This window comes from Nonomuraea sp. NPDC049750, from assembly GCF_040659625.1.
Classification (GTDB): Bacteria; Actinomycetota; Actinomycetes; order Streptosporangiales; family Streptosporangiaceae; genus Nonomuraea.
The window spans coordinates 685,020-711,164 of record NZ_JBFANB010000003.1 but is presented as its reverse complement, the minus strand read 5'-3'; the positions used below and the strand labels follow the sequence as shown (position 1 = coordinate 711,164).

At 67.9% G+C, this 26,145-nt stretch carries 24 protein-coding genes and 2 pseudogenes; 11 read left to right on the top strand and 15 right to left on the bottom strand.

Annotation, left to right across the window (positions count from 1 at the left end):
* Positions 1–10 precede the first annotated feature (10 nt).
* From AB0J16_RS11760 to AB0J16_RS11745, 4 genes are all read right to left on the bottom strand, one after another.
* Positions 11–2,923, bottom strand: coding sequence for a nitrate- and nitrite sensing domain-containing protein (locus AB0J16_RS11760; RefSeq protein WP_358537476.1), 2,913 nt, complete (start codon positions 2,921–2,923; stop codon positions 11–13).
* Positions 2,924–3,054: 131 nt separating this feature from the next.
* Positions 3,055–5,280, bottom strand: coding sequence for a [protein-PII] uridylyltransferase (locus AB0J16_RS11755; RefSeq protein WP_358537473.1), 2,226 nt, complete (start codon positions 5,278–5,280; stop codon positions 3,055–3,057).
* Positions 5,277–5,615: a P-II family nitrogen regulator gene (locus AB0J16_RS11750; protein WP_184756141.1), complete on the bottom strand. Its 339-nt coding sequence runs from the start codon at positions 5,613–5,615 to the stop codon at positions 5,277–5,279. Before AB0J16_RS11750 ends, AB0J16_RS11755 begins: the two co-directional genes overlap by 4 nt.
* Complete coding sequence (locus AB0J16_RS11745) at positions 5,612–6,922, bottom strand: ammonium transporter (RefSeq protein ID WP_358537470.1); 1,311 nt, start codon at positions 6,920–6,922, stop codon at positions 5,612–5,614. The genes AB0J16_RS11750 and AB0J16_RS11745 overlap by 4 nt, the downstream gene beginning before the upstream one ends.
* A gap of 189 nt (positions 6,923–7,111) precedes the next feature.
* Between AB0J16_RS11745 and AB0J16_RS11740 the strand changes: the two genes are divergently transcribed.
* Positions 7,112–8,026: an iron-siderophore ABC transporter substrate-binding protein gene (locus AB0J16_RS11740; protein WP_358537467.1), complete on the top strand. Its 915-nt coding sequence runs from the start codon at positions 7,112–7,114 to the stop codon at positions 8,024–8,026.
* A 51-nt stretch (positions 8,027–8,077) separates the two neighbouring features.
* On the opposite strand, the gene AB0J16_RS11735 is transcribed toward AB0J16_RS11740, so the two are convergent.
* Positions 8,078–8,875, bottom strand: a complete 798-nt coding sequence (locus AB0J16_RS11735; RefSeq protein ID WP_358537464.1) for an alpha/beta hydrolase — start codon at positions 8,873–8,875, stop codon at positions 8,078–8,080.
* Between the two features lie 113 nt (positions 8,876–8,988).
* Between AB0J16_RS11735 and AB0J16_RS11730 the strand changes: the two genes are divergently transcribed.
* Positions 8,989–9,558, top strand: coding sequence for a TetR/AcrR family transcriptional regulator (locus AB0J16_RS11730; protein WP_358537461.1), 570 nt, complete (start codon positions 8,989–8,991; stop codon positions 9,556–9,558).
* A gap of 187 nt (positions 9,559–9,745) precedes the next feature.
* On the opposite strand, the gene AB0J16_RS11725 is transcribed toward AB0J16_RS11730, so the two are convergent.
* The 4 genes from AB0J16_RS11725 to AB0J16_RS11710 all read right to left on the bottom strand — a co-directional run bounded on the left by AB0J16_RS11725 (position 9,746) and on the right by AB0J16_RS11710 (position 14,118).
* Positions 9,746–10,687 carry a sigma-70 family RNA polymerase sigma factor gene (locus tag AB0J16_RS11725; RefSeq protein ID WP_358537458.1) on the bottom strand — a complete coding sequence of 314 codons (942 nt, stop codon included), beginning with the start codon at positions 10,685–10,687 and terminating at the stop codon, positions 9,746–9,748.
* A 105-nt stretch (positions 10,688–10,792) separates the two neighbouring features.
* Positions 10,793–11,956, bottom strand: coding sequence for an imidazolonepropionase (gene hutI, locus AB0J16_RS11720; RefSeq protein WP_358537455.1), 1,164 nt, complete (start codon positions 11,954–11,956; stop codon positions 10,793–10,795).
* Positions 11,953–13,299 (bottom strand): formimidoylglutamate deiminase, encoded by a 1,347-nt coding sequence (locus AB0J16_RS11715; protein ID WP_358537452.1) that lies wholly within the window; start codon positions 13,297–13,299, stop codon positions 11,953–11,955. Before AB0J16_RS11715 ends, hutI begins: the two co-directional genes overlap by 4 nt.
* Positions 13,300–13,431: 132 nt before the next feature.
* Positions 13,432–14,118, bottom strand: a complete 687-nt coding sequence (locus AB0J16_RS11710; RefSeq protein WP_358537449.1) for an SDR family oxidoreductase — start codon at positions 14,116–14,118, stop codon at positions 13,432–13,434.
* Between the two features lie 53 nt (positions 14,119–14,171).
* Here AB0J16_RS11710 and AB0J16_RS11705 point away from each other — a divergent pair, with 53 nt between their 5' ends.
* Genes AB0J16_RS11705 through AB0J16_RS11695 form a run of 3 tightly spaced genes read left to right on the top strand, consistent with a single transcriptional unit; the run spans position 14,172 to position 16,412 of the window.
* Positions 14,172–14,705 (top strand): PadR family transcriptional regulator, encoded by a 534-nt coding sequence (locus AB0J16_RS11705; protein WP_358537446.1) that lies wholly within the window; start codon positions 14,172–14,174, stop codon positions 14,703–14,705.
* 10 nt (positions 14,706–14,715) lie between these two features.
* Positions 14,716–15,669 (top strand): ATP-binding cassette domain-containing protein, encoded by a 954-nt coding sequence (locus AB0J16_RS11700; protein ID WP_358537443.1) that lies wholly within the window; start codon positions 14,716–14,718, stop codon positions 15,667–15,669.
* Complete coding sequence (locus AB0J16_RS11695; RefSeq protein ID WP_358537440.1) at positions 15,666–16,412, top strand: ABC transporter permease; 747 nt, start codon at positions 15,666–15,668, stop codon at positions 16,410–16,412. Before AB0J16_RS11700 ends, AB0J16_RS11695 begins: the two co-directional genes overlap by 4 nt.
* A gap of 30 nt (positions 16,413–16,442) precedes the next feature.
* Here AB0J16_RS11695 and AB0J16_RS11690 read toward each other — a convergent pair whose 3' ends face one another.
* The gene (locus tag AB0J16_RS11690; protein ID WP_358537437.1) at positions 16,443–16,736 is read right to left on the bottom strand and encodes a hypothetical protein; all 294 of its coding nucleotides are present in this window, start codon (positions 16,734–16,736) and stop codon (positions 16,443–16,445) included.
* 239 nt (positions 16,737–16,975) lie between these two features.
* Complete coding sequence (locus tag AB0J16_RS11685; protein ID WP_358537434.1) at positions 16,976–17,461, bottom strand: helix-turn-helix domain-containing protein; 486 nt, start codon at positions 17,459–17,461, stop codon at positions 16,976–16,978.
* Positions 17,462–17,789: 328 nt separating this feature from the next.
* Here AB0J16_RS11685 and AB0J16_RS11680 point away from each other — a divergent pair.
* A pseudogene (locus AB0J16_RS11680) lies at positions 17,790–18,371 on the top strand (transposase family protein); the annotation flags it as partial.
* 22 nt (positions 18,372–18,393) lie between these two features.
* Here AB0J16_RS11680 and AB0J16_RS11675 read toward each other — a convergent pair.
* Positions 18,394–20,037, bottom strand: coding sequence for an IS1182 family transposase (locus tag AB0J16_RS11675; protein WP_358537431.1), 1,644 nt, complete (start codon positions 20,035–20,037; stop codon positions 18,394–18,396).
* Positions 20,038–20,234: 197 nt separating this feature from the next.
* Between AB0J16_RS11675 and AB0J16_RS11670 the strand changes: the two are divergent.
* Positions 20,235–20,411, top strand: a pseudogene (locus tag AB0J16_RS11670) (transposase family protein); the annotation flags it as partial.
* Between the two features lie 505 nt (positions 20,412–20,916).
* Here the strand turns inward: AB0J16_RS11670 and AB0J16_RS11665 are convergent.
* Positions 20,917–21,378: a hypothetical protein gene (locus AB0J16_RS11665; RefSeq protein ID WP_358537428.1), complete on the bottom strand. Its 462-nt coding sequence runs from the start codon at positions 21,376–21,378 to the stop codon at positions 20,917–20,919.
* A 529-nt stretch (positions 21,379–21,907) separates the two neighbouring features.
* On the opposite strand from AB0J16_RS11665, the gene AB0J16_RS11660 reads away from it, so the two are divergent.
* Positions 21,908–22,450: a winged helix-turn-helix domain-containing protein gene (locus AB0J16_RS11660; protein WP_358537425.1), complete on the top strand. Its 543-nt coding sequence runs from the start codon at positions 21,908–21,910 to the stop codon at positions 22,448–22,450.
* A gap of 114 nt (positions 22,451–22,564) precedes the next feature.
* Positions 22,565–22,870 (top strand): transposase, encoded by a 306-nt coding sequence (locus AB0J16_RS11655; protein ID WP_358537422.1) that lies wholly within the window; start codon positions 22,565–22,567, stop codon positions 22,868–22,870.
* Here AB0J16_RS11655 and AB0J16_RS11650 read toward each other — a convergent pair.
* Positions 22,819–24,048 (bottom strand): transcriptional regulator, encoded by a 1,230-nt coding sequence (locus tag AB0J16_RS11650; protein WP_358537419.1) that lies wholly within the window; start codon positions 24,046–24,048, stop codon positions 22,819–22,821. The genes AB0J16_RS11655 and AB0J16_RS11650 overlap by 52 nt on opposite strands.
* A gap of 247 nt (positions 24,049–24,295) precedes the next feature.
* On the opposite strand from AB0J16_RS11650, the gene AB0J16_RS11645 reads away from it, so the two are divergent.
* Positions 24,296–24,625 (top strand): hypothetical protein, encoded by a 330-nt coding sequence (locus AB0J16_RS11645; protein ID WP_358537416.1) that lies wholly within the window; start codon positions 24,296–24,298, stop codon positions 24,623–24,625.
* A gap of 20 nt (positions 24,626–24,645) precedes the next feature.
* Positions 24,646–24,864, top strand: coding sequence for a hypothetical protein (locus AB0J16_RS11640; protein ID WP_358537413.1), 219 nt, complete (start codon positions 24,646–24,648; stop codon positions 24,862–24,864).
* Positions 24,865–24,983: 119 nt separating this feature from the next.
* Here AB0J16_RS11640 and AB0J16_RS11635 read toward each other — a convergent pair whose 3' ends face one another.
* Positions 24,984–25,817, bottom strand: a complete 834-nt coding sequence (locus AB0J16_RS11635; RefSeq protein WP_358537410.1) for a MurR/RpiR family transcriptional regulator — start codon at positions 25,815–25,817, stop codon at positions 24,984–24,986.
* Positions 25,818–26,145: the final 328 nt, after the last annotated feature.

Here is a 26,145-nt window from a genome sequence, read left to right as displayed (position 1 = left end):
GGACGCTCCATCACTGTTGTTCCTCCTGTCCACGTACTTCCGCACGACCCCGGCGTACTCCCTGCTGGAAGCTCGCCAACCTGCTGCGCGACCGCTCGGCGGAGACTGGTGGCATCGGGACCTGCCGCTGCGACTGCTGCGGTTGGCCGGCCGTACCAGGAACCAGGTTCGCCTTCGGAGTGCGCTTGGGTAGCCCCGAGGACGTGGTGCCCCCAAGGCTGGGATCGCTCGCGGCGGCCGCCGCCTGCCAACCGGCGTCAGCGGGGTTTCGCCACGAATCCTCCACAGAGAGTATGGCTTGTGTGGGGGTCGACTCATCCCGGCTCGGTGAATCCGGTGCCCGCTCTTCCGTCGGCCGGCGGAACCAGGCGGATTCCACGGCGGCGAAGATCGGCAGGAACTCCTCCTGACCGGGCTCCATGGGCGAGACGTCCACCGATGGCGGGACGTCCTGCCTACGCGGCTCACCGGTGCTGTAGGGCGTCTGGAACGCGCCATCAGAGCCGGGACCGGGATAGGAGGGGAAGGCACCAGTACGTTCCTGGCTGGGGTACGACGGGGGCTGAGCCGGATACTGCGGCCCGGACGCCGGCGGCTGCACCGGATACGCGCGGCCCGGCGAGCGCCCCCCCTGGTCCGGAGTGGGATACGACGGCGGCTGGCTCGGGCTGGGGTACGACGGCGACTGGCTCGGGTACGACGGGTAGCCGCCCGTGTCGAAGGATGGCCGGTGCGCCCCGCCGTCCGTGTCGGCCGTGAAGGGGGGACGCGATGCCCCGGAGCCGGTGTCGAAGGAGTCGAAGCTGGCGAACGACCGGAACGTGCCGTTGGGCGCGGGGACCCCGTTGGACGGCGTGGCCGCAGGCGCGCCGTTCGCGGGCATGCCGTTCGCGGGCGTGGCGGCGCCGAACGCGGGCCGCTGGGGCAGCGACGGCCGGGAGCCGTCGGGGATCAGCGACGGCGGCAGCAGCACCATGGCGATCAGCCCGGTGCCTTCGCCCTTGCGCAGCTGGACCCGGATGCCGTGGCGCAGCGCCAGCCGGCCGACCACGAACAGGCCCATGCGCCGCGACACCGACACGTCCACGACCGGCGGCTCGGCCAGGCGGCGGTTGGCCTCGGCGAGCTCGTCGTCGGTCATGCTGATGCCGACGTCGTTCACCGACAGCAGCGCGCCGCCGCCTTCGATGAGGCTGCTCGACACCACGACGTTGGAGTTGTTCGGGGAGAACTGGATGGCGTTCTCGACCAGCTCGGCCACCAGGTGGACGAGGTCGTTGGCCGCGCTGCCGAGCACCGAGGTGGCTCGGTGCACCTTGACCTGGACGCGCTCGTAGCCCTCGACCTCCGACAGCGCCGCGCGGACCACGTCGACCAGCTTGGCCGGCTGGCTGCGTCGGCGGGTGGCCTCGTGCCCGGCCAGGACCAGGAGGTTCTCCGAGTTGCGCCGCATGCGGGTGGCCAGGTGGTCGAGCTTGAACAGGTCGGCCAGGCGGGCGCCGTCCTGCTCGCCCTTCTCCAGGCCGTCGATCAGTGAGATCTGCCGCTCGACCAGCGTCTGGGTGCGGCGCGAGAGGTTGACGAACATCGAGCTGATGTTGCTGCGGAGGTCGGCCTCCTCGCCCGCCAGCCGTACGGCCTGGCGGTGCACCTGGTCGAAGGCTCTGGCCACGTCGCCGATCTCGTCGTCGCCCTCGATCTCGATCGGGCGGACGTCGGCGGGGGCGTCACCGGTGACGCGGAGCTTGCGCACCACGTCGGGCAGCCGGAACCCGGCGATCTCCAGGGCCTCGGTGCGCAGGCGGCGCAGCGGCGTGACCATCGAGCGGGCGATCGCGACGGTGAACAGCAGGACGAGCAGCAGCAGCGCGACGATGAGCACACCGGCGATGATCGCGTTGCGGGTCTCGGAGTCGCGTAGCTCCTGGCTGCGCAGCGCCACCTTCTGGCTCAGGTCGCCCTCGATCGAGTGCAGGATGTCGATGGAGGTGGCGTTGTCGTCGAACCACTGGTCCGGCGCCGGCTTCTTGCGGTCGGTCTGGGCGAGCAGGTCGTCCCTGATCCTGACGCCGGGCGCCTTTCCTGCGGCGAGCGTGATGGCGCGGGCCTTGGTCAGCTCGGTGTTGTAGTACTCGGGCGCCGTCAGCGCCTTCGACAGCGCGAGGCCGACGACCGGTCCGGCCTCCTGGCCGACGGAGGCGATCTCCGCGCGCTGCCTGGCGTTGGAGGCGATGAACCGCTCGACCTCCTTGGCGTCCACGCTCGCGGAGTTGTAGTAGCCCTTGAGCAACTGGACGCGCTGCTTGGACACCTCCTCCTTCGCGCGCGCCAGCGCGCTCAGCGCGCGGAACTGGCCGATGATCTGCGAGTCGTCGCTGAGCAGGCTCAGCTCGTCGTGCAGCTTGAGCAGCGTGTCGAGCAGCGAGTCGTAGCGGGTGGTGTCCTTCTGGCCCTCGCTGCGGGTCCTGTTCAGGACGTTGAAGTCGTAGCGGGCCCGCTTGACCGCGTTGAGCACGCGGTCGCCGTAGGACTCGTCCATGACCGCCATGTCGGCCTGCACGGTCTTGACCAGCGCGTCGACCTTCGCCTTGCGCTCTTTGTACGGCTCGGTGAGCTTCTTGCGCACCCTGCTGGAGGCGGCCAGCCAGCCGCCGGTGTCACGCTCCAGCCCGAGCGCCTGTACCAGGTCACGGATGTGACCGGCCTGCTCCGCGGCGAGCGCCGTGCGGTCGTAGTCGCCGATGCTCTGAACCGAGCCCACCACGCGCGCTCCCCCGAGCACGACTCCCGCCATGGTGGGAACCAGGACCAGCGCGGTAAGGCGCCATCGCACGCGCCAGTTACGCAGCCCCAGCCGGGGCAGCAGCCGCTTTCCGCGGGCCTGCCTGGCGGTTTGGCCGCCTTCGGAGTTCCCCGTAGTCACTACTTCCGCTACCCCTCAATCATCCCGTTCCGTCGGCGGGTTGAGCCCGTCCACTAGGTAAAGCACCCGACTTTCCCGGCAAAACGGGCACGTCGCTGCAAAACATACCCGTAACTCGTGTGTGCTGTTGGTTATCGAAGTGCCGCAAGCACCTGATCGCGGACCAAGGTCCGCTGGGCGCCGTCGCTGAGGGGCCGTCCGGCACGATCGACCACGTAGAAGACGTCCACCGCCTCCGCGCCGAGAGTCTCCACGCGAGCGGCCCTCACGTCAAGACCACATTCGCCGAAAGCCCGTCCAATGCGCCACAGGAGTCCCGGTCTGTCATGGGCCCTGACTTCAACGACGGTAGCGGTCGCCGAGGCATCGTCTACCAAGGTGACACGGGGTGGAGCGACAGGAACACGAGGGGGTCTCATAGACCTCGTACGGCGAGCAAGACGCTGCTCGATGTCAAGGCGCCCAGCAAGGACCAGACGGAGATCGGCCTCCAGTGTGGCGGGGTCCGGCGGGGTGCCGTATTCGGGGATGACGGAGAACTCGATCACCGCGGTGGAGCCGGCGGCGGCGGACGAGGCGGAGCGGACGATCAAGCGATGCGCGGCCAGCACACCGGCGGCGCTCCACAGAAGCCCGGCCCGGTCGGGGGCGACGACAGTGACGGCTCCCCCATGGACGCGGATGGCGGCGCCGCCGTGCCGGGCCAGCGCGGCCTGCTCGGCCGACAGGCTGGGCGCCTTGGGCGGCGGCGCGCCGGACAGCACGGAGCGGACGCGACGCACGAGGTCGGCGACGAGCCCGGCCTTCCAGGCGTTCCAGGCGGCCGGGCCGGTGGCGTGCCCGTCGGAGACGGCCAGCGCGGCGAGCAGGTCCAGCACCTCGCGCGAGCCGACCGTGCCGGCGACCTTCTCGATCGTGACGGGGTCGTCGAGGTCCCTGCGGGTCGCGGTCTCGGGCAGCAGCAGATGGTGGCGTACGACGGTGGCCAGCGTCTCGACGTCGGCGGCGGGCAGGCCGATGCGGGTCCCGATGTCGCGGACCACGACCTCGCCGGTCACCGAGTGGTCACCGGGCCAGCCCTTGCCGATGTCGTGCAGCAGCGCCGAGATCAGCAGCAGGTCGGGGCGGGATACCTCGCGGGTGTGGCTGGCGGCGTTGGCGGCGGCCTCGATCAGGTGCCGGTCGACGGTGAAACGGTGGATCGGGTTGCGCTGCGGGCGGTGCCGTACGCGCTCCCAGTCAGGAAGCAGCCTGACCAGAATGCCCGCTTGGTCAAGCTCCTCCCAGACCGGAACGGCGGCGCGGCCCGCGCCCAGGATGGACACCAGCGCGTCACGGGCCTCCTCGGGCCACGGCACGGGCATGGGGGGCGACTGAGCGGCCAGTACGGACATGGTGGCGGGGGCGAGCGGCAGCCCCGAGTCTGCCGCCGCGGCGGCGGCGCGCAGCACCAGGACCGGGTCCTTGCGCGGGTCGACGCCACGCGCGAGGACCACTTCACCACCGTGCTCGACCACGCCGTCGGCCAGCGGTCGGCGGCCCCGTGGAGCCGGTCCCGACACCAGCCTGTCAACCGTGCGCCAGGTGGCGTCGAAGGCGTGGGAGATCGTCCGGCCCGCCTCGGCGAGCCTGCGCATCAGGGCTTCGGCGTCGAGCAGCCCGAGCAGCCCGGCGACGGCTTCCTGCTCCTGGAGCACCAGTCTGTCGGCGCCCCGCGCGGTGACAGTGTGCAGGGCGTGGCGTACGTCGAGGATGAACTCATAAGCCTCACGCGCCCGGGGACCGGGCGCGGAGGCGACCCAGGCCGCTGCCACGGCCTGCATGGCTTGGACGTCGCGAAGGCCGCCGCGGCCGTCCTTGAGGTCGGGTTCGAGAAGGAAGGCCAGCTCGCCGCTGACCTGTGCGCGCCGGTCCGCCGCCTCACGCAGCTCGCCGAGCCGGCGGCGGGAGTCGGCGCGCCATTCGGCGAGCACGGACTCCCTGGCCTTCTTCGTCAGCTCGGGATCGCCCGCTATGTGCCTGGCCTGGATGAGGCCCAGCACGGCCTTGAGATCGTCGCGGGCGACCGCCACGGCCTCGTCCACGGTTCGCACCGAGTGGTCGAGGCCGACGGCGGAGTCCCAGATCGGATACCACACGCGGTCGGCGATCCGCGCCACGTCGTCCCTGCCGTTGTGCAGGAGGACGAGGTCGAGGTCGCTGCCAGGGGCCAGCTCGCCGCGCCCCAGGCTCCCTACGGCGACCAGTGCGACGTGCTCGCCGTCACTCGCCGTACGGAAGAGGTCTTTGAGCCAGCGGTCAGTGTCCGCGGCCCGCTCCTTGCGGGCCGCGGCGTAGGTACGAGCCTCACCCCTCACAGGGCCTCTGGACCCCGCTCTCCGGTGCGGACCCGGATCACCGTGTCGACCGGGACGGACCACACCTTGCCGTCACCGATCTTGCCTGTCTGGGCCGCCTTGACGATGACGTCGATCACGTCCTCGGCGTCTTCCTCTTCGGTCAGCACCTCTAGGCGCACCTTGGGGACCAGGTCCACCTGGTATTCGGCGCCGCGGTAGACCTCGGTGTGGCCGCGCTGGCGGCCGTAGCCGCTGGCCTCGCTGACCGTCATGCCCTTGACGCCGAACTGTTCGAGGGCGGCCTTCACGTCGTCCAGCTTGAACGGTTTGATGACGGCGGTGATGAGCCTCATGCTTCCACCTTCTTGGTTACCGGGGCCAGAGGGCCGTTCGGGGAGCTCACGCCCGAGGCGTGGACCGTGCCGAGGTCGTATCCCGTCTCGGCGTGGGTGGTGACGTCGATGCCGGTGACCTCGTCCTCGACCGGGATGCGGAAGCCCATCGTCTTGTCGATGATCTTACCGACGACCCAGGTCACGATGAAGGAGTAACCGCCGACCGCGATCGGGCCGAGCACCTGGAGACCGAGCTGGGTGAAGCCGCCGCCGTAGAAGAGGCCCTTGTTCTGCTGGTCCAGGAAGGGGTACACGGCCAAGAAGCCGAGCGAGACGGCGCCGATCACGCCGCCGACCAGGTGCACGCCGACCACGTCGAGCGAGTCGTCGAAGTTGAAGCGGTACTTCAGGCCGACCGCGTAGGCGCACACCGCACCGGCGATCAGGCCGAGCAGCATCGCGGCCCAGGGGTCGATGAACCCACAGGCGGGGGTGATGGCGACCAGACCGGCGACCGCGCCGGAGGCGACACCGAGGCTGGTGGCGTGGCCGTCACGCAGCTTCTCCACCACGATCCAGGCGCCGGCCGCGACGGCGGTGGCGATCTGGGTGTTCATGAACGCCAGGCCGGCCGTGCCGTCGACCGCCAGCTCGGAGCCCGCGTTGAAACCGAACCAGCCGAACCACAGGAGGCCCACACCGAGCAGCACCAGTGTCAGGTTGTGCGGCCGCATCGGCTCCTTGCGCCAGCCCTTGCGCTTGCCCAGCACCAGGGCCAGCGCCAGCGCCGCGGCACCGGCGTTGATGTGGACGACCGTGCCTCCGGCGAAGTCCTCGATGCCCAGGGCGTTCAGCCAGCCGGTGCCCCACACCCAGTGAGCGATGGGGAAGTAGACGATGCTCGCCCAGATGAAGCTGAACAGCACCCACGCGCCGAACTTGGCCCGGTCGGCGATGGCGCCGCTGATGAGGGCGACGGTGATGATGGCGAACGTCAGCTGGAAGGCCGAGAAGACCAGGCTGGGCATGCCGGTGCCGTCGGTCTTGGTAGCCGTCTCGACCAGGCTCTGCAGCCCGAGGGCGTCGAACCCACCGACGAAGTTGTTCAGCCACGACATGCTGTTGTCGGTGAACGCCAGCGAGTGCCCGTAGAGCACCCAGGCGATGGTGACGGTGATGATGCTGACGAACGACATCATCATCATGTTCAGGACACTCTTGGCCCTGGTCATGCCCCCGTAGAAAAACGCGAGCCCTGGTGTCATGAGCAGCACCAGCGCGGTGGCCGCTAGCATCCAGGCCGTCGTGCCGCTGTCGATCTTCACGACGCGACCCTCCTTACATGTGACGTGTGGCCACAGCGTGTTCGCCCGGCGTTTCGTGGCTCGACCGGGTGTGTTTCACATTCGTGAATCTCGTCCCACTGGTGTTTCGTCCATGTTTCGGACAGCGCGTGCCGAATATTCGGGCATAGACTTAGGCTTGCCTAACCTAATCGATCAAGGGATCCCCCAATGCGTCTGGCGTTCCTGCTGCCCCTTCTCGCGCTCGCCGCCTGCGGCACCTCCACCACTGCCCAGCAGGCGGGGCCGACCAGGACGGTCACCCACGCCATGGGCCAGACGAAGGTGCCGCTGGAGCCGAAGCGGGTCGTGGTGCTCGACACCGACAAGCTCGACACGATGGTCTCGCTGGGCCTGGCCCCCGTGGGCGCGGCCCAGGCCACCGAGAGCCAGGCGTGGCCGAAGTACCTCGGCTCGGCGCTGACGGCGACCAAGGCGGTCGGCACCCTCCAGCAGCCGAACATCGAGGCCATCATGGCGCTCAAGCCGGACCTCATCCTCGGCACCAAGTTCCGGCAGGCGGCCTTCTACGACAAGCTCAGCAAGATCGCCCCGACCGTGTTCACGGAGAAGGTCGGCGTCACCTGGAAGCAGAACTTCCTGCTCGACGCCGAAGCCCTGGGCAAGAAGGACCAGGCGACCGGGCTGCTGTCGGCCTACGAGACGCGGGCCAAGCAGGTCGGCGCCAAGTACGCGAAGCTGAAGGTGAGCATCGTCCGCTTCATGCCGACGGAGATCCGGATGTACGGCCCCGAGTCCTTCAGCGGCATCGTCGTCGGCGACGCCGGCATCCCCCGCCCGGAGACGCAGATGCTGGCCACACAGCAGGACAAGCGCTTCGGCAAGCTGAGCCAGGAGAACATCGCCCAGGCCGACGCCGACGCCGTCTTCTACACCGCCTACGGCCAGGCGGCGGCCAAGAGCCAGGCGTCGGTGACCGGCGGCCCGCTCTGGAAGAACCTCGGGGCGGTCAAGTCGGGCAACGCCCACAACGTGGACGACGAGGTCTGGATGCTCGGCATCGGCGTCACGGCCGCCGGCGGGATCCTCGACGACCTGGACAAGTACCTGGCCCCGCTCGCCTGATCAACCCGCTCGCCTGATCAGCTCGCTCGCCTGATCAGCTCGCTCGCCTGATCAGCCCCAGAACCGGCGCAGGTGCGGCACCAGCTCGCCGGCCCGCTCGTCGGGGAAGAACAGCCGCCCGCCCTCGATCTCCACGATCTCCTTGACGCCCGGGATCGTGTCGCGCAGCCAGCGGGCCCAGCTCACGTCGAAGAAGACGTCGCCGGTCCCCCAGACCACCAGTGTCGGCACGGCCAGCACGGTGAGCAGCGGCTCGATCGCGACCATGTCCTTGGCGTCGATCGAGGTCAGCAGCCGTTCGAAGGCGCGCGGGCCGTCGGGCTTGTCGAGGATCGGCCGCAGGTAGTGGTCGACCAGGTCCGCCGGATCGTCGATGCGCTCGTAGCCGTCGCCGAACGCCGTCTGGGCCAGCAGCTCCGGCTGGTCCAGCAGCGCGGCGGTCAGCGGCGCGAGCTCGCCCCGGGCGGCCAGGTCGACCGTGGGCTGGAACGACTCCGGCGGCGTGTTGGTGTGGACGTCGCAGTTGGTGAGCGTGAGTGAGCGCAGCCGCTCCGGGTGGCGTACGGCGAAGACCTGCGCCACCGCGCCGCCCGTGTCGTTGGCGACCAGGTCGACCTGGTCCAGCCCGAGCTCGGCGCAGAGCTCCTCCACCGCCTCGGCCATCGCGGGGATCGACAGGTCGTCGCGCGGCGCGCTGCCACCGTGCAGGGGCAGGTCGATCGCCACGCACCGGCGCTCGTCGCGCAGCTCGGCGATGACGTTGCGCCACAGGTACGAGCTGGTGGCGACGCCGTGCACGAACAGGGCGACCGGCCCGTCGCCGACGTCCACGTAGCTGATGTCGTTCATGGTCTTGTCTCCCCATGCCTGGATTACAAACCGACTGTCGGTCTACGAAATTACAGACCGACTGTCGGTTTGTCCATGGCCGGTCGGCGGAGGTCCGCTCCTACAGTGGTTCCATGAACCTCAAGGCGGAACGCGGCGCGGCCACCCGCGACCAGCTCCTCGCGATCGCCACGCGGCTCTTCTCCGAGCACGGCTACGAGGGCACCTCGATCGAGGCGGTCCTCCAGGAGTCGGGGCTGAGCCGAGGCGCCCTCTACCACCACTACGCGGGCAAGGACGCGCTGTTCGAGGCGGTGCTGGAGGCGACGGAGGCGGGGATCGGCGTCAAGATTGTCGAGGCGGTCGCGGGCATCACCGACCCCGCCGAGGCGCTGCGGGCCGGCGTTCTGGCCTGGATCAGGCTCGCGGGCGATCCGGTGATCCAGCGCATCGTGCTGATCGACGCGCCGTCGGTGCTGGGGTGGGAGCGGTGGCGGGCGATGGAGGAGCGCTACTCCTTCGGCATGCTGAAGGCCGCGCTACGCGCCACGGACGCCATCCCCGCTGACTTCCTGGACCTGCACGCCCACATGCTGCTGGCCGCGATCAACGAGAGCGTCCTGCTGGTCGCCAGAGGCGGCGCCCGCGAAACGGCTGAGGCGGCGGTAGAGGAGTTCCTCCGGCGTATCCTGCGCAGCCCCTGAGGAGGGCTCGGGCGACCAGGGGCTCGATCCACAAGCCGGGGTCAGGGGTTCGGCCCACGGACGGGGCCAAGAATGCGCACGTCACGGCGCCCAGCCCGCTCCACCGGAGGAGCGTGCCCCTGGACAGACGGCAACCGAGCACGGTGGGTGGGGCCCACCGTGCCCTGCCGTAAAAGAAGCTGGTTGGTTACGCCGCCGCAGTGGCCATCTTGCGCAGCCGGGCCAGCGCGTCGCGCTCGATGCGGCGGGCACGGTCGCGACCGATGCCGTAGCGTTCGCCCACCTCGGTCAGGGTGTGCTCGCGACCGTCCACCAGCCCGTAGCGCCAGCGCAGCATGTCGCGGGTGTCGCCCTCAAGGTCGGTGAGCCACTGGTCGAGCCGCTCGCGCTCCAGGATGTCGATCGCCTGCTGCTCCGGATCGGCCCAGGTCTCGTCGGCGATCATGTCGCCCAGCTCGGTCTCGTCCTCGTCGCCCACACCGAGCTGCAGCGACACCGGGTCGGACGCCCAGCGGCGCAGCTCCCGGACCCGCTCGATCGGCAGCTCCAGGATCCCGGCGAGGTCCTCGTCGGTCGGCTCGACGTCGAACTCCGCCAGCATGTCCCGGCGCACCCGCATCAGCCTGGTCATCTGCTCACCCGCGTGGGTGGGCAGTCGCACCGGCCGCGCCTGCTCGTGGATGGCCCGGCCCACGGACTGCCTGATCCACCACGTGGCGTATGTCGAGAACTTGTAGCCCCGCTTGTAGTCGAACTTCTCCACCGCCCGGACCAGCCCCAGGTTCCCCTCCTGGACCAGGTCGATCAGCGGCATCCCGCGGCCCGAGTATTTGCGGGCCACCGCCACCACCAGGCGAAGGTTCGCCTGGATGAACTCGTCTTTCGCCCGCTGGCCGGAGACCGCGACGCGCTCCAGCTCCTCATCGGCCGCGTCACCGATGCGCGGCTCCGCACCCCCGCTGTCGAGCAGCTGCTCGGCGAAGAGGCCCGCCTCGATGCGCTTGGCGAGCTCCACCTCTTCCTCCGCCGTGAGCAGCGGGACCCGCCCGATCTCCGCCAGGTAGGTCCCCAGCAGATCGCGATCAGCGACGTGCTGCTCCTGCGTGCGACTCCCCGTAGGCCTTGCCATCCCCAGGCACCTCGTTCCGCAGCTACGTTCTTATCCGGCCAACGTCCGGCCAGATGCAAAGATTCCCTAAAGGGCTACGACCAGGGGACGGTTCTGGATGTCCTCCTAAAGGAGGAGACCACCGAGAAACACCTGGTGAACGAGGGGAACACCCGGCCGATAGGCGAGATGGACGTAGGAAGGAGCGTCGAGCACGACGAGGTCCGCGCGGGCTCCCGGTAGCAACCAGCCTACGTCCGTACGCCGCAGCGCGCGGGCCCCGCCACGGGTCGCGGCCCTGATCGCCTCCAGCGGCGTCATGCCCATCTCCCGTACGGCCAGCGCCACGCAGAACGCCATCGACGAGGTGTAGGAGGAGCCGGGATTGCAGTCGGTGGCCAGCGCGACGACCGCCCCCGCGTCGAGCAGCCTCCTGGCGTCGGGGTAGGGCGAGCGGGTGGAGAACTCGGCGCCGGGCAGCAGCGTCGCCACGGTGCCAGGGGCGTCCTTCGGGGCGCAGGCGGCCAGCGCGTCGACGTCGGCGGAGCTCAGGTGGGTGCAGTGGTCGGCCGAGGCGGCGCCCAGCTCGCAGGCGATCCGCACGCCCGGCCCCTCGCCGAGCTGGTTGGCGTGCACTCTGGCCTGCAGCCCCGCCTTGATCCCGGCCTCCAGCACCGCTCTGGTCTGGTCGCCGTCGAAGGCGCCACTCTCGCAGAAGGCGTCCACCCACTTGGCGTACGGCGCGCACGCCCGCAGCATCTCGCCGGTGACCAGCCGCACGTAGTCGTCGGCCCCGATGCCCGAGGGCACCACGTGCGCCCCGAGGTAGGTGGTCTCGTCGGTCAGCCCGGTGGCGATCTCCAGTGAGCGCCGTTCGTCCTCGACGGTCAGCCCGTAACCGCTCTTGATCTCCACGGTCGTGGTGCCCTGCGCCCGCATTTCGGCGACCAGGGTGGCGGCCCTCGTCGCCAGCTCCGCGTCGGAGGCGGCGCGCGTGGCGGCGACCGTGGTCCTGATGCCACCACCGGTGTAGGGCACGCCGGACATGCGCGCCTGGAACTCGTGCGTCCGGTCACCGGCGAACACCAGGTGCGCGTGACTGTCCACGAACCCCGGGATGACGGCCCGGCCCCCGGCGTCCACCCGTTCGTCGGCGTCCGGCGCCCGCTCCGCCGGGCCCACCCAGGCGACCAGGCCGTCCTCGGCGACCAGCGCCGCGTCCTCGATCTCCTCCCGCTCCGGATCCCCGGTGTAGAGCAGCTTGATCCCGTCGAACAGCACAGAGGTCATCGAACCCATCCAATCGCCTCGGTCAGCATGGCGCCCACGTCGCCCAGCGTGTGCCGCCCGTCCGACACGACGCGCCGGCCACCTGAGATCACCGAGTGCACGTCGGCCGCCGTCGCCGCGAACACCACCGCCTCCACCCCGCCCGCGCCCGCCGTACGAACCGAGTCGAGGCGTACGGAGACCAGGTCCGCCCAGGCGCCCGGCACCAGCAGCCCGGCGTCGGGGAAGCCCAGCGAGGTGTGGCCCGCGGCCGTGGCGGCGGTCAGGAGCTCCTCGGCGCGCCAGTGGCCGCGCTCGCCGGTGGCCAGCCGCTCGTCCAGCTCGACCGCCCTGGCCTCCTCGAACAGGTCGACGACGGCATGGCTGTCGGAGCCGAGCGTGATGGGCGCGCCCCGGTCGAACAGCGTCCTGGCGGGCCCGATGCCGTCGGCCAGGTCGCGTTCGGTGGTGGGGCACATGCAGATGTGCGTGCCCGACTGGGCGAGCAGTTCGATGTCGACGTCGCTCAGGTGGGTGGCGTGGACGGCGGTGGAGCGCGGTCCGAGCACGCCCCGCTCGTGCAGCACCTGCACCGGGCTGGCCGCGTACATCTCCACGCACGCGGCGTTCTCGGCCCGCTGCTCGGAGACGTGCGCGTGCAGCGGCGCCGCGTGGTGGCGGGAGAACTCGGCGACCACCGGCATCTGCTCCGCCGGCACGGCCCGCACCGAGTGGACGGCCGCGCCGATCTCCACGTCGGGCTGCCCCTTGTAGGCGGCGGCCAGCTGGTCGGCCCGGCTGGCCCACCGGTCGGCGTCCCCGTCCCCGAAGCGCACCTGCGCCCCCACCAGTCCCGTGCCGCCACCGGCCGCCGCGCCCGTGCCGATGCCGCCCGTCAGGTAGCAGGTGTCGAGCAGCGCGATGCGCAGGCCCGCGTCCCGGGCGGCCTGGATGAGCGCGTGACCCATCGCGTTCGGGTCGTCGTACGGCCGGCCGGCCGGCGCGTGGTGCAGGTAGTGAAACTCGCCCACGCAGGTGACCCCCGCCAGCGCCATCTCCGCGTAGGCGGCCCTGGCCAGCGCGAGGTAGCGGTCCGGGTCGAGCGCCGCGGCCACCTCGTACATCCGCTCGCGCCACGTCCAGAAGTCGCCCGCGCCCGCCTGCGTGATGCCGCGCAGCGCCCGGTGGAAGGCGTGGGAGTGGGCGTTGGCCAGGCCGGGCATCGTCAGGCCCGCCAGGCGTTCGGCGCCGTCAGGGTCGCCCTGAGTCACGTCGGCGATCCGGGTTCCGTCGACCCTGATGAGCACGCTTTCGTGGACGCCGTCGGGCAGCCAGGCGTGCTCGCACCAGTAGGTCACCGACACAGGTCCTCCAGAACGTTCGCGAGAGCGACGACCCCCCGCCTCGCAGTCTGCCTGCTCGGCATGCTCGTCCGGGGAGTGGGACACGCCGGTGGAACCGCGCGGGGGCGAGGACGCAGTGGTGAATGGATCTATTCAGTTGACCGGGCCCGCGCTGGGCCGCAGCGTGAGCTCGGTCAGGTGCGCGTCAGGCCCGGCGTTGACGGCGGCCAGCACCGCGCGGGCCACGGACTCGGGCTTGAGGTATTTGTCGGGCTGGTAATCGCCGCCCTCTTGCTCACGGACGCCGCGCTGCATGTCGGTGTCCACCCGGCCCGGGTAAATGGTGGTCACCCTGAGCTCGGCCTCCTCCTGGCGCAGCGCGTCGGCGAAGGCCCGCAGCGCGAACTTGCTCGCCGCGTAGGCGCCCCAGCCGGGGTTCGCCCGGAGCCCGGCGCCGGAGTTGACGCAGATCACGTGACCGCCGGCCCCTCTGAGCGCGGGCAGCAGCAGCCGGGTGAGCTCGGCGACGGCGATCACGTTGAGCTCCATCGTCCTGCGCCACACGTCGGTCTTCAGTTCCGCGACCTTGCCGAGCAGGCCGATGCCGGCGCTGTGCACCAGCAGGTCGAGCCGCTCGACGCCCGCCACGTCGGCCTCGGTGACCTCGGTCAGCTCGACCGGCCACGCTCTGGCGTCGGGCAGTTCGGCCGCCAGGGCGGCCAGCGCGTCATGGTCGCGGCCGCCGAGGATGACGTGGTGCGTGGGCCCCAGTGCCCTGGCAATCGCTTCGCCGACACCACGGGAGGCGCCGGTGACCAGCGCGATCGGTCGTTCAGTCATGCGGCTCAGTTTATGACCTTGACAGGGGTTCAAATTTGACTACAAACTTGTATATGTCTTCTTCAACCCGTGTGCTCATCCTCGGTTGCCTCCTCGACAAGCCGCTCAACGGATATCAGGTCCGCCGGCATCTGGAGGTGATGGGCGCGGAGCACTGGGCCAACGTGGCGTTCGGCTCGATCTATCACGGGCTGAGCAAGATGGCCGAAGAGGGCCTGCTTGAGGTGATCGAGAGCGGCAAGGGCGGCAAGACGGTCTACGAGATCACCGAGGCGGGCCGCAGGGAGTTCCACCGCCAGCTGCTCGAGACCTGGTACGACGTCAGGCCGATCATCGATCCCTTCCAGGTGGCGCTCACGTTCATGGACCGCCTGTCCAAGCAGGAGATCCTCGACGCGCTCGGCGGCAGGATCCGGCAGCTCAGGATGTCGATCGAGACGATGGAGAGCATCTACGGCGTCAAGCAGCGCTACGGCGCTCCCCGGCATGTCGACGAGAACCTTCGCCTGACCGTCGCCATGCTCACCGCACACCTCGACTGGGCGGAGAAGGCGGTCATCAGCGTCGAGAACGACGAACTACCGTAAGGAGCCGCAAATGATCATTGATGCGCATGGCTTACGCAAGACATTCACCACCAGAGGCAGGAAGGGCACCCAGACCGTGGAAGCGGTCCGTGGTGTCGACCTCCAAGTGGGCAAGGGCGAGATCTTCGGGGTCCTCGGCCCGAACGGCGCCGGCAAGACGACCACGATCAGAATGCTCGCCACGCTGATCACGCCCGACGCCGGCACGGCCACCGTCGCCGGGCACGACCTGCTCAAGGCCCCCGGCGCCGTCCGGCGCAACCTGGGCTACGTCAGCCAGGCCGGTGGGGTGGAAGAGAGCACCACGCCACGGGCGCAGATCATCATGGCCGCGAAGATCCACAGTGTGCCCGACCCGGCCGGGGCCACGGCCGACGTGCTCGCCAGGTTCGACCTGACGGAGATCGCCGACCGGCCCGGCCGTACGCTCTCCGGCGGCCAGAAGCGGCGGGTGGCCATCGCGCTCGGGCTGGTGCACAGCCCGCCGCTGCTCTTCCTCGACGAGCCCACCACCGGGCTCGACCCCCAGAACCGGGCGAACCTCTGGGACCGCATCAGGCAGCTGCGCGAGCTCGGCACCAGCGTGCTGCTCAGCACCCACTACCTCGACGAGGCCGACGCGCTGTGCGACCGGCTGGTGATCGTCGACCATGGCCTGGTGGTGGCCGAGGGCACACCGGGCGAGCTCAAACGCGAGGTCGCCGACGACGTCGTCACGCTCAGGCTGGACGAGCCGGACCGGGCCGCCGAGACGCTCAAGCCGTACGCCCGCGAGACGCGCGTCGACGACGACGTGCTGCGTGTGTACGTCGACGACGGCGAGCACACCCTGCCCACACTGCTGCGGGCGCTGCAGGAGCAGCGCCTCGCCCTGTCCTCGATCGCGCTCGACCGCGCCACCCTCGACGACGTCTTCCTGGCCAAGACCGGCCGATCCCTGCGCGACACCGGAGCCGCCGCATGATCCGCCACACGCTGCTTTTTCTGGCGTACGAGCTGCGCAACACGTTCAGGAACCCGATCTGGCCGCTGTTCGGCATCGTCCAGCCGGTGGTGTACCTGCTGCTGTTCGGCCCGCTGGTGGCGGGTGCCGCCGGACAGCCCATCTCCGCGCAGCTCACGAGCTTCGCGCCGGGCATGCTGGTGATCACCGCGCTGTTCGGCGCGATCGGCGTCGGCTACGGCATGATCTACGAGCTGCGCAGCGGCGTCCTGGAGCGCATCGCGGTCAGCCCCGCCTGGCGCCCGTCGATCGTGCTCGGCCGCACACTCCGCGACGGGGTCGTGCTCATGCTCCAGTCGGTCGTGGTGATCGTGATCGCGCTGGTCATGGGCATGCACGCCAGCCTGCCCGGACTCGCCATCATGGTGCTGCTCATCGCGGTGACCGGCCTGTTCTCCTCCGGCATCGCGTACGGTCTGGCGCTGTCGCTGCGGGACGAGAACGGCATGGCGCAGATCATGCAGTTCTTCGCCCTGCCCGTCATGCTGCTGTCGGGGGCCTTGCTGCCGATGACGCTGGCGCCGGAGTGGATGCGGAAGGTGGCCGTGTTCAATCCGATGTACCACCCGGTGGTGGCGGGACGGGCGCTGTTCGCGGGGAATCTGACCGACGTGTCGATCCCGATCGCGTTCGCGGTCATGCTGGCGCTGGCCGCGCTGACCGTGACCTGGTCGGTGCGATCGCTACGCCGGATCGCCGGTTAGCCCCGGTCCTACCATTAAGGCCGGAACCGGTCAGGGGAGATCGCCGGTGATGAACGTGCCGGTCTCGTCGGTCATCCGCTCGTACTCCTCCAGCCGGGCCTGGGTACGCAGCGGCGCGGCGTCGGCCATGGCATCGATCAGGGCCATGGCCAGCGTGAGCGGCGCCGCGTGGGAGTCGAACACCAGCCGATCCCCCACCGGCGCGTCGAGCACTACCTCAGCGGGGAAGTCGGCTTTGTCGCAGATGGCGGCGATCCGTAGCCCCTGCTTCTCGGCGTACTCCAGGGCGTGCATGACCTCGGCCGGATAGCGCGGCAGCACCACGGCGAGCAGCCATTCGGCTGCGGCCGTGGTAGATGAGCAGCTTGTACAGCAGATGCGGACGCTGCCCGGGCCGGTAGCAGACCACACCGGCGATGTTGACCCGACCAGCCCTCCTGTCACGCACGGTCATCACCGGGCGGGCGCCCCGCGGCGTCCACGTTCGTCCTTTGGGCGGCCTCAGCCCCTGACCTGCCTCGTCCTCGAAGCAGATGTAGGTGCCCAGGTCCGCCGCGGTGGCTTTACCACCGACCACACCTCCTGCCGCCTGGCGTCGTTGGCCCCCTCATCGCGCTCCAGAGCGCGCTGCACCGGCACCTGCACCTGCACGACCAGCCGTGCCGCCGCCGCAGCTTGCCGACCCCCTCGATGGTGTACCCGACGTGGAACAGCTTGCCGATCAGCGTCTTGATCCAGGCCAGCGTCCAGCGCTGGTCATCGCCGAACCCGTGCTCCAGCGGTCCCCGGCCCAGCTCGCTCTCCAGCCGCGCCCACTGCGCCGACGCCAGCTTCTCTCGTGACACCGGCCCCTTGGACCGCAGCGCCTCGATCCCGCCATCCCGCCATGCCTTGCGCCACCTGTCCACCGTCCGCTCGTGCACCCGCAGGTCACGGGCGATGTCCTTGGCGGACTGCCCAGTCTCTAACCACCCGGCCGCCTCCAGCCGCAACCGTCCCCGCCTCTCCTGCTCGGCGGGTGTGTACCCGCCCCTCTGCCCATACCGCATGCCTCGGTCGTACATCCGATTCAGCGGATCGTCACGGCCTCAGCCTGTGCATGCGTTGGTTTGGTGCACTATGGAGTGCATTGTGATTATGTGCCGCGCTCCGTCGGCTCTATCGCCGCATCAGCCCGCTGACCGCTCTCCCCAATCGAGGCGTCACTCAGCGCACTCAGTCGTCTCGACTTCTGTCCCAGTGAGCCGTTTTCATCCCCTGGCAGCGGCGTGGCGGTCACAGCATGATCCCGAGGTCGGTGTTCCCCTGACCGCATAGCGAAACCCCTGGTAGACGGGTTGATCACCACAATCCATCCGTCACAACCAGGGGCCTCGGATGCTTTTCTACCGTGCTGCGGTCGATTTGTCGCTCTCAACCCTGAACTACGTCGCGGGCCTGATCCGCCGGCACCGCAAGGTAATCGGGTCGGCTTGGCGGCTGCTCGACCCGGGACAGCAAGCCCTGCTGGTACTGGTCTATCTGCGCAAAGGCGAGACGTTCGCCGAGTTGGGAGCAGGTTTCGGGGTGTCGACGGTGACCGCCTGGCGGTATGTGGAAGAGACGGTCATGCTGCTGTCAGCCCGCTCGCCCAAGCTCGCGCAGGCACTGCGCAAGGCCAAGCGGGACGGGCTGCACTACCTGGTGCTTGATGGGACGCTGATCCACACCGACCGGGTCAAAGCAGACCGCCCGTACTTCTCCGGAAAGCATCGCGTGCACGGAATGAACGTCCAGGTCATCGCCTCGCCGGACGGGACGATCCTGTGGACCTCGGGCGCGCTGCCGGGCAAGGCCCATGACCTGAGCGCCGCCCGGCTCTGGGGCATCCTGCGCGCGCTGGAGCAGGCCGGAATCGTCACCCTGGCCGACAAGGCGTACCAGGGCGCCGAGGGCCCGCTCGTCACTCCGTACAAGGGCGACCCTGCTGGCTAACTTGGGTTCAGACGGCGAGGGTCTGATCGAGGCGGGCGAGGTGGCTGGTACGAGTGCTGTCGAGAGGGTGGTCGTTCCACCAGGCATCGAGCCGGGTGAGATTGAGAGCAGTAGCTGAGATGACGTGTTCGAGGTGGACTTTGCGGAGTCCGCGGTAGCGGGCTCGGCGGATGCCGGTGATGGCGATGGCTTGCCGGATAGTGCCTTCTACTCCGGCGCGGATCTTGTACTTGCGCTGCCAGTCTTGGCTGCTCTGCTGGGTGCGGGCGGCGTCGAGGGCTTGTTGCTGGGCTTGTGTGTGGCGCAGGGTGATCTGGCGTCGGCCGCTGTTACTGCTGGTGCATTCGGTCCTGGCGGGGCAGGGCGTGCAGGTCTTCGCCGAGAATCTGACCACGATGGTGTCCAGGCCGCGCTGGATGGTCGGAGTCCAGGAGATGCTGGTCTGTCCTTGGGGGCAGGTGGCCTGCTTCGCGGTCCAGTCGATGGTGAACGCGGCCCGGCCGTATCCGGTAGCGGCGCGGGCCTGGGGCGAGGAGTCGAACCGCACCGGTGCGACCAGGGCCAGCCCGTAAAGATCACGGGCTGAGACGATCAGCTCGGCTGTGGCGTATCCGGAATCGACATAGTGCTCGGCCGGAAGCAAATCCCGCCGCTGGAGTCCTTGATGGATCGAGGCGGTCATGGCCATGTCCGCGACGGTCGCGTCGGTCGTCGCCACGTTCGTGATCAGGTTCGGCGGCGAGCTCGCGTCGCCGTCCTCGTCGTTCCTGCTGGTGGCGCAGGTTTCGCTGATGTGGACCTTGTAGCCGTTCCAGAACACGTCGGCTTTGGCCGACCAGCGGGTGTCTGGATCGTAGGGCGAGGCCAGCCGGTGTCTGCCGGGCGGCAGCCCCGCTCCGCCGTCGCGCAGGGGCCGCCGCCGTTCGACCACCTCCCGCCCGCGGGCATCAACGGTCCGGACGAAGTTCTGGATCAACATCACGCGTAACGCCTGCACCGCGGGCAGTTCCCGCAGCCAGGCAGGGGAGAACGGCGCGTAGAGGGCCGCGCAGAGCGCGTACCCGTCAGCGCCGTAGGCCCGGGCGAGTTGCTCCTGCGCGGTCTCGGAGGCCGGCAGCCGCCAGGAGTCGACTCGTGCTCGATACCGATCCGCCCAGCCCGGCACCTCCAGCACCTCTTCCACCCAGCCGGGCGCGGCTGCGGCGAGAGCTTCCAAGGCGGCCCGCACGCATTCGCCGGCCAGCTCCACCCGGTTCAGGTCTCGCACCGCCGAGATCACATGCGTGGCATCGGTGCGCTGTTTCCCGCCCGCTTTCACCAGTCCCTTGGCCTGCAGCGTCTCCAGCAGCAGGTTCAGGACCCGCTCTTCGAGCCCATGGGCGATCACCCGGGACCGGAACTCACTCAGCACACTCGCGTCGAACCCCGGATCGTCCAGCTCCAGCCCCAGCGCGTACTTCCACGACAGATCCGTCCGGACCGCTTCAGCGGCCCGCCGATCGGTCAGGTTCTCCACCCGCTGCAACACCGTGATCAACGCCAGGCGGCCCGGAGACCAGCCCGGCCGCCCCTCCGTCCCGAACGCGGCCACGAACTGCTCATCGGCGAACAACTCGCCCAGCTCATCCCGCACCCGAACCGGTAACGGCATCTCCCGCCGCCCCCGATACATCGCTCGGATCGCCTCAGCCACCAACGGCGACGGCTCCGGCCACGGACATGGCTGCACAGACACCGAAACACCCCAAACGCAGCCGGGATGAGGGAATGACGGCCGCCCTTCATGATCCACCTGACCCAGCAGATCACGAACCACACCATACGCGCCGCGAGTTAGCCAGCAGGGTCAAGGGCAAGAACAAGCCCGAGTCCCAGAAACGGGCCAACCGTTCCCACGCCCGCCTTCGCGGACCCGGCGAACGCGCAAACGCCCAGCTCAAAAGCTGGCGCATCCTGCGAAAGCTACGCTGCAGCCCCAGCAAGACCGGCCACCTGTGCAAGGCCATCGCCGTCCTTCAAAACCACCGCATCACACACGCCGCGCGAGGATGGAAAAGAGTCAGTGATCATTCATCTCGAGGAGAGACTTGCGCTATCTTTCCTTCGGGCGTTGCCTATCCTCTGCCCTCTCCTCGAGGCCGCCGTCAGCGAGCCCCTCGAAGCTCCTTTCGAGATGCTCGCTATGGTCGCCATGTTCGTGAGGCCGGACGGCACGCATGATGGGGTTGCCGTCTTCGTCCAGAAGGAGCTGACCATCCCTGCCCATCACGGGAGCTTGATCCGGACTGGGGGTAAAACCCCCTGGCTTCGAGTGTTCAGATGGCCTACGTTTCTCCGGCATAACCCCTCCTTGAAGGTACGGAAGTTACCTTCCGTTCGCAAATGGGTCGTACGTTGCAGGAGTGCATCGAGAGTTCGCCAAACTTCCTTCCTCCGATGTTACCAACCGCAAAGTACCTATAAACATGAAGCTCCATGCTAGGCCGGGATGGAGTCCGCAGCCTAGCATGGGCTGGAGATGCTTATAGCGTTAGCGCAGGGTAACCCTCTCCTCGAGTTGCCCTGATTCATCCGTCCGCAGCTCACGCTGAACGTTTGCTGTATTCATGTCGCTCGATGGGCGCAGGTCAACGAGAACGGGATTTCCTTGTGCGTCCATGAGTGGTTTTCCGTCGAGTCCCGCTTTTTGGACCTTAGCTGGCATCTTGCTGAAGTCGGGCAGCGAAGGTGGAGCCGCGGCCTTCGGAGACGAGGGAGCCAGGGCGGTCGTCGGATAGTAATGGTTGTCGTCGCTCATGTAGTCGCCCCCGTACCAGGAACTGTTCTTCACCTCGAAGAAGCCTTGCGAGAGATAGTAATTATCGCCGCAAGGGGGATCGGCATACTGCTTGGAGAACGTGATTCGTGTTACGCTGGCGGTGTTGTATATCCATCCGAACGTGTCGCAGAGGTAGAAGGTCGAACCCGAGCCCGACCATACCCACATGTTCATCGAGACTCGGATGTTGCCTGAGGGTCGGATCCATGGGGTTCCGCACTGCACCCAGGTGCCGCCAGTGAACGTGCGAGTCTCCGAATAGGTTGTTGTATCGATCCAGCCTCCGGGTGCGCTGCTGCTGTGGTCCATCGAGATCCTGCCTTTAGTGCAGAGGTCGGTGGACTTGTAGAGGGTTCCGTACGTCCGGATTGCATGCGCGAGTGCTGGCCCTTCAGTCGCCACGAGCCCAACGAATATGGCGAGTGCAACCAATAAGAAGCGTCTAATGCCGCTCCACATAAAGTGCCTCCTGTCGTTTTGGGAACTGTCGTCCCTGGTGGTACAGCCGATGATCGCAATGACATCCCGCTTAGATCGCGATATCAATAGCCGCTGTTGATCCAGCGCAATCAGGAAAGATTGATGTTTAAATTCTCCGTATTGATGTGTCTACATTTTGTCCACATCCCGGAGAGCTACACAGAATGAATTCGTAGAGTCATAGAGTTGTGACTACCTGCTGTTTCTGGTGTATGCCGGAGCCATGAGGTACGAGCAGAGGGGCGGGCACACCCCCGCCGAGCAGGAACGACGTGAGCGGTTACGGCTCCGGACGGCCGAGCGGTTCGCCGAGGGGGAGTCCACCCGGGACATCGCGCGGGAGTTACGGATCAGTGAGCGGTCGGTCGGTCGCTGGCGCGCGGCCTGGCAGCGGGGCGGCATCCAGGCGCTGCCGTCGCAGGGGCCCGTCTCGCGGGAGAAGCTGAGCACCGTACAGTGGGCGCGGGTGGAAGCCGAACTGGGCCGTGGGCCATTGGCGCACGGGTTCGCCAATGACCAGCGCTGGACGCTGGCCCGGATCAAGACGCTGATCGGCAAGCTGTTCCACGTCGGGTACACCATCGAGGGGGTCGGCAAGCTGCTGCACCGGCACGGCTGGTCGGTGCAGGTGCCGGTAAAATGCGCGCTGGAGCGCGACGAAGAGGCGATCACCGCCTGGAAAGAGCAGGTGTGGCTGGCCATAAAGCCACCGCGGCGGACCTGGGCACCTACATCTGCTTCGAGGACGAGGCCGGTCAGGGGCTGAGGCCGCCCAAAGGACGAACCTGGACACCACACGGCGCCCGCCCGAGGGTGACTGTCCGAGGTAAACACACCGCGATCTGATCATCTCCACCCACATGCAGCTCGGCGCCCGCTCGTGTGGTGCTGGGACAATCTGAACATCCACCTGGCCACGGAACTGACCGAGTTCGCCCAGGCCAACGCCGACTGGGTGCGCATCTATCAGTTCCCCACCTACACCCCCGAACTGAACCCGGCAGAAGGAATCTGGCCCCTGCTCCGCCGGGCCATGGCCAACTTCGTCGTCGCCGACCTACACGGACTCGTCCGGATCAACAAACGCAAACTCAAGAAGATCCAATACCAGCCTCACCTACTCGACGGCTATGATCAGAACCCCGATGCATCCAATACTCGGCGCACTTCGGGAACGTATCGGTAGGACTCCAAACGCGCACGGACAACGTGCCCCCGCTGTGCCGTTCGATCGCTGGCGATATCGGCGGACAGCTCGAACATGCGCGCCGCTGCTCGTGCGGCTTCCTCCGGTTCGTTCGCGTCGGCGAGCCACGAAAGGTAGAGCGCGAGTTCCCGGGTATGCGTCGAGTCATAACGAGCGAGCACGTCGGTAAGAAGGGGAACGGCGCGAAGTGGGCGGTGTAGTTCCGTGTAGCAACGTGCTTCCATCACTTGCAATTCGCCGGGATCGACCCAATACAGATATCCCGCTTCGTCTTCCCCGCCATGTTGAGCAAGAGCCGTTTCAGCTTCGCCGAGTGCTCGCATGGTCGGCTGTGTTTCGTCGGCGCGAGCGTGCGCCCATGCGATCCGATCCCAAGCGAGCGCCCGGGCTCGCGCCGGTGCATACGGTCCGGCAGCATCCAAAGCCGCGCGGGCAAACGCGATCCCTTCTTGAACGTCTACCGTGTTAGAGACCTGATAAGCAAGCGAACCGATCAGATTGGATTCAAGGGTTCCGTCACCGGCCTCATGTGCCGCACTGATCCCGAGCCGGTATGTGCGGGCCGCTTGTTCGTGCTGTCCGGCGTCGCTGGCCACCCATCCGGCGATCTGAGCGAACTCGCCGATAGTCGAGAGCAAGCGACGGCCAACATCCTGCGCATAAGTACTCGTTCGGTAGACCCGTATCGCTGCGTCGAGTTCACGGAATGCGGGCTGTATCAGATCACCACCGGCGAGAACGTCGTCAGCCAGCCGCAAGCCGTGAACCCGTGCGCCGAGGTCTTCGACATTGCCGATTCCAAGACGCGATCCCGTGCGGTTGTCATTGGGACGAAGCGGTTCGGGCTCGCGCAATAGATCCCTGAGGACGTCCCCAGGGGGTCGCCCGTTTTGAACGGGTCCGTCGCCGTACAACTCAGCTTCGCTCATGTTGAGCACGCGACAGTACAGAAGACGGTACGGGTCTCGGGGTTGGTGCTTGCCGGATTCGTAGTCGCGAATCCTGCGGATAACTGACGCACGTTCTGGGAGAGTCGCACGAATATGCTTATCGGCGGCCTTCTCCAGTTCGCTGGCCATATCGTTCTGGGACCACCAACGCTTACGCCGTTCGTTGCGCAAGCGTTCAGCCCATGCCGGACGCTGCTTGGAAGCCACGTACGTACCTCTCAGTCGGCGCGGTCTGCTTCTGCCCTCCAGTGTCCTCTAGGCGCAGCATGTGTGCACGGCTTCCGAACGGTGGACTGAGTTCGCAAGGGCGAACGCGCCGAGATAGCGGGAGCCGCAAAGCGGGGGACACGCCGTACGGCTCCCTTGATCAGGAAGTGAGGTCCTGATCCATGACCAAGATTAGAACCATTCGGGCGGATCTGATCATATCTCCTAATAGTAGGAAAGTGGCCTGATGTCCCCTCAGCGTGCGGACTCGGACAAGGTGGCCGTTGAGATCAACGGCAACATGATCTATGTCCCGAAGAACATCGCGAACGTCTACCTCATCGAAGTCCATACCGACGACCAAGCACCGAAGGCCGTCACGGGCGCCATCCTGACGACCGATCTCATGTTCGCGTGGACTTGGTTGATCGAAGGTCTCGCCGATGGCGGTTGGGGCAAAGTCGTCGCATTCGATGTTCTGATCAAGAGCAATCCTCGCTGGTCTCATGATCTTGGCAGGATCGACGGCCCGACGAAACATCCGAATCAACTGAAATTCACGTCGGCAGAACCCTGAACAGAGCAATGGTGGTTCCAGTGGCTCTGACATGGACTGAGTACGACTCGCGCGGGATGGCCAGCCGAATGAAGCAATTCTTCGTGCGCGGCAATGTCGAATACGAATTATGCGCCGAAGGCGGGCAGTATGTCATTAAACGAACTGAGCGCAAGAACGGTCATGTCGTCGTGATGGAAACAGCGCGCGGCTATCGCCGCGATACCGAAGACGTGTGGAAATCGATCGCTTCCGGGTAGCGATCCGGTCGCCCGCACGAGAGAGCCACCGTTCCAAGAAGGGAAACGGCGGCTCTCTTCGGTATGTCCGTGGCGGTCGCTGTGTCGGCGTGGCTCGCGTGCTCGCGCCGGATCGCCGGTCAGGCCGGATCGGACGGATCCGCAGTGACGAACGTGCCGGTCTCGTCAGCCATCCGCTCGTATTCCTCCAGCCGGGCCTGGGTACGCAGCGGCGCCGCGTCGGCCATGGCCTCGACCAGGGCCATGGCCAGCGTGAGCGGCGCCGCGTGGGAGTCGAACACCAGCCGGTCCCCCACCGGCGCGTCGAGCACCACCTCGGCGGGGAAGTCGGCTTTGTCGCAGATGGCGGCGATCCGCAGCCCCTGCTTCTCGGCGTACTCCAGGGCGTGCATGACCTCGGCCGGATAGCGCGGCAGCACCACGGCGAGCAGCCATTCGGCGCCCGCCCGCCGCGCGGCGTGCAGCCCCTCGATCAGCTCGGAGCCGCCGTGGGTCAGCAGCCGCACTTCCGGATGGATCCGCCGCGCGTAGTAGGCGAAGGTGGTGGCCAGCCCGCAGGAGACCCGCAGCCCCAGCACCGGCAGCGGCTCGGTGGCGGCCAGCGACTCCCCCAGCTCCTTCAGGGGCAGGCCCGCCAGCCGCTCCCTGACGGCGGCCAGGTTACGGATCTCATTGTCGATGGCGCCATGGAGCAGGCTCTCCTCCGGCGGCCCGCCCAGCACCAGCGGACGCAGCGCCTGCCGCAGCTCCGGATAGCCGGCGAAGCCGAGCACCATGGCGAACCTCGTCACGGACGGCTGACTCACCCCTGACCGCTCGGCCAGCTCGACACTGGACAGGAAGATCGCCTCGTCGAGATGCTCGGACAGGTAGTGGGCGATCCGCCGCTGCACCGGAGAGAGCCGCCGCCCGTCGAGAAGCCCGGCCAGACCACTGTGGTATCCACCTGTCACAGCAGCTCCAACACCATCTGTCCGACTTCTCATCCCTCCCGCGCCAGACGGATCCACCTGGTCGGCGGCTCGTTGTCGGGGAACAGCCCCAGAATGGCCCGGTTTGTCGTGCCTCGTGGGCGTGGCTCCTGCGACCTTCTGAATGAACGTATTCACCCAGGTCGCTCGCAAATTACTAGCCAGGTTTTCCGCATGTCACTCCCGAACGACCTTCACTCCCTCCCCCACCGCACTTCGGCTGGGGTCTCTCGGGGGAGGGGGAGGGCGTCGGCGGGGGTCTCTCAGGGGCGGGAGCTGTCGGCGGACGTCCCTCAGGGGAGGCCGCCGG

What these genes read in the sequence shown, in the direction of transcription:
- AB0J16_RS11750 (WP_184756141.1), bottom strand. Translation starts at nt 5,615, where the DNA reads ATGAGGCTCATCACCGCCGTCATCAAACCGTTCAAGCTGGACGACGTG.
- AB0J16_RS11740 (WP_358537467.1), top strand. Translation starts at nt 7,112, where the DNA reads ATGCGTCTGGCGTTCCTGCTGCCCCTTCTCGCGCTCGCCGCCTGCGGC.
- AB0J16_RS11735 (WP_358537464.1), bottom strand. Translation starts at nt 8,875, where the DNA reads ATGAACGACATCAGCTACGTGGACGTCGGCGACGGGCCGGTCGCCCTG.
- AB0J16_RS11730 (WP_358537461.1), top strand. Translation starts at nt 8,989, where the DNA reads ATGAACCTCAAGGCGGAACGCGGCGCGGCCACCCGCGACCAGCTCCTC.
- AB0J16_RS11725 (WP_358537458.1), bottom strand. Translation starts at nt 10,687, where the DNA reads ATGGCAAGGCCTACGGGGAGTCGCACGCAGGAGCAGCACGTCGCTGAT.
- hutI (WP_358537455.1), bottom strand. Translation starts at nt 11,956, where the DNA reads ATGACCTCTGTGCTGTTCGACGGGATCAAGCTGCTCTACACCGGGGAT.
- AB0J16_RS11710 (WP_358537449.1), bottom strand. Translation starts at nt 14,118, where the DNA reads ATGACTGAACGACCGATCGCGCTGGTCACCGGCGCCTCCCGTGGTGTC.
- AB0J16_RS11705 (WP_358537446.1), top strand. Translation starts at nt 14,172, where the DNA reads ATGTCTTCTTCAACCCGTGTGCTCATCCTCGGTTGCCTCCTCGACAAG.
- AB0J16_RS11700 (WP_358537443.1), top strand. Translation starts at nt 14,716, where the DNA reads ATGATCATTGATGCGCATGGCTTACGCAAGACATTCACCACCAGAGGC.
- AB0J16_RS11695 (WP_358537440.1), top strand. Translation starts at nt 15,666, where the DNA reads ATGATCCGCCACACGCTGCTTTTTCTGGCGTACGAGCTGCGCAACACG.
- AB0J16_RS11685 (WP_358537434.1), bottom strand. Translation starts at nt 17,461, where the DNA reads ATGCGGTATGGGCAGAGGGGCGGGTACACACCCGCCGAGCAGGAGAGG.
- AB0J16_RS11675 (WP_358537431.1), bottom strand. Translation starts at nt 20,037, where the DNA reads ATGCCGTTACCGGTTCGGGTGCGGGATGAGCTGGGCGAGTTGTTCGCC.
- AB0J16_RS11665 (WP_358537428.1), bottom strand. Translation starts at nt 21,378, where the DNA reads ATGAACATGTGGGTATGGTCGGGCTCGGGTTCGACCTTCTACCTCTGC.
- AB0J16_RS11660 (WP_358537425.1), top strand. Translation starts at nt 21,908, where the DNA reads ATGAGGTACGAGCAGAGGGGCGGGCACACCCCCGCCGAGCAGGAACGA.
- AB0J16_RS11645 (WP_358537416.1), top strand. Translation starts at nt 24,296, where the DNA reads ATGTCCCCTCAGCGTGCGGACTCGGACAAGGTGGCCGTTGAGATCAAC.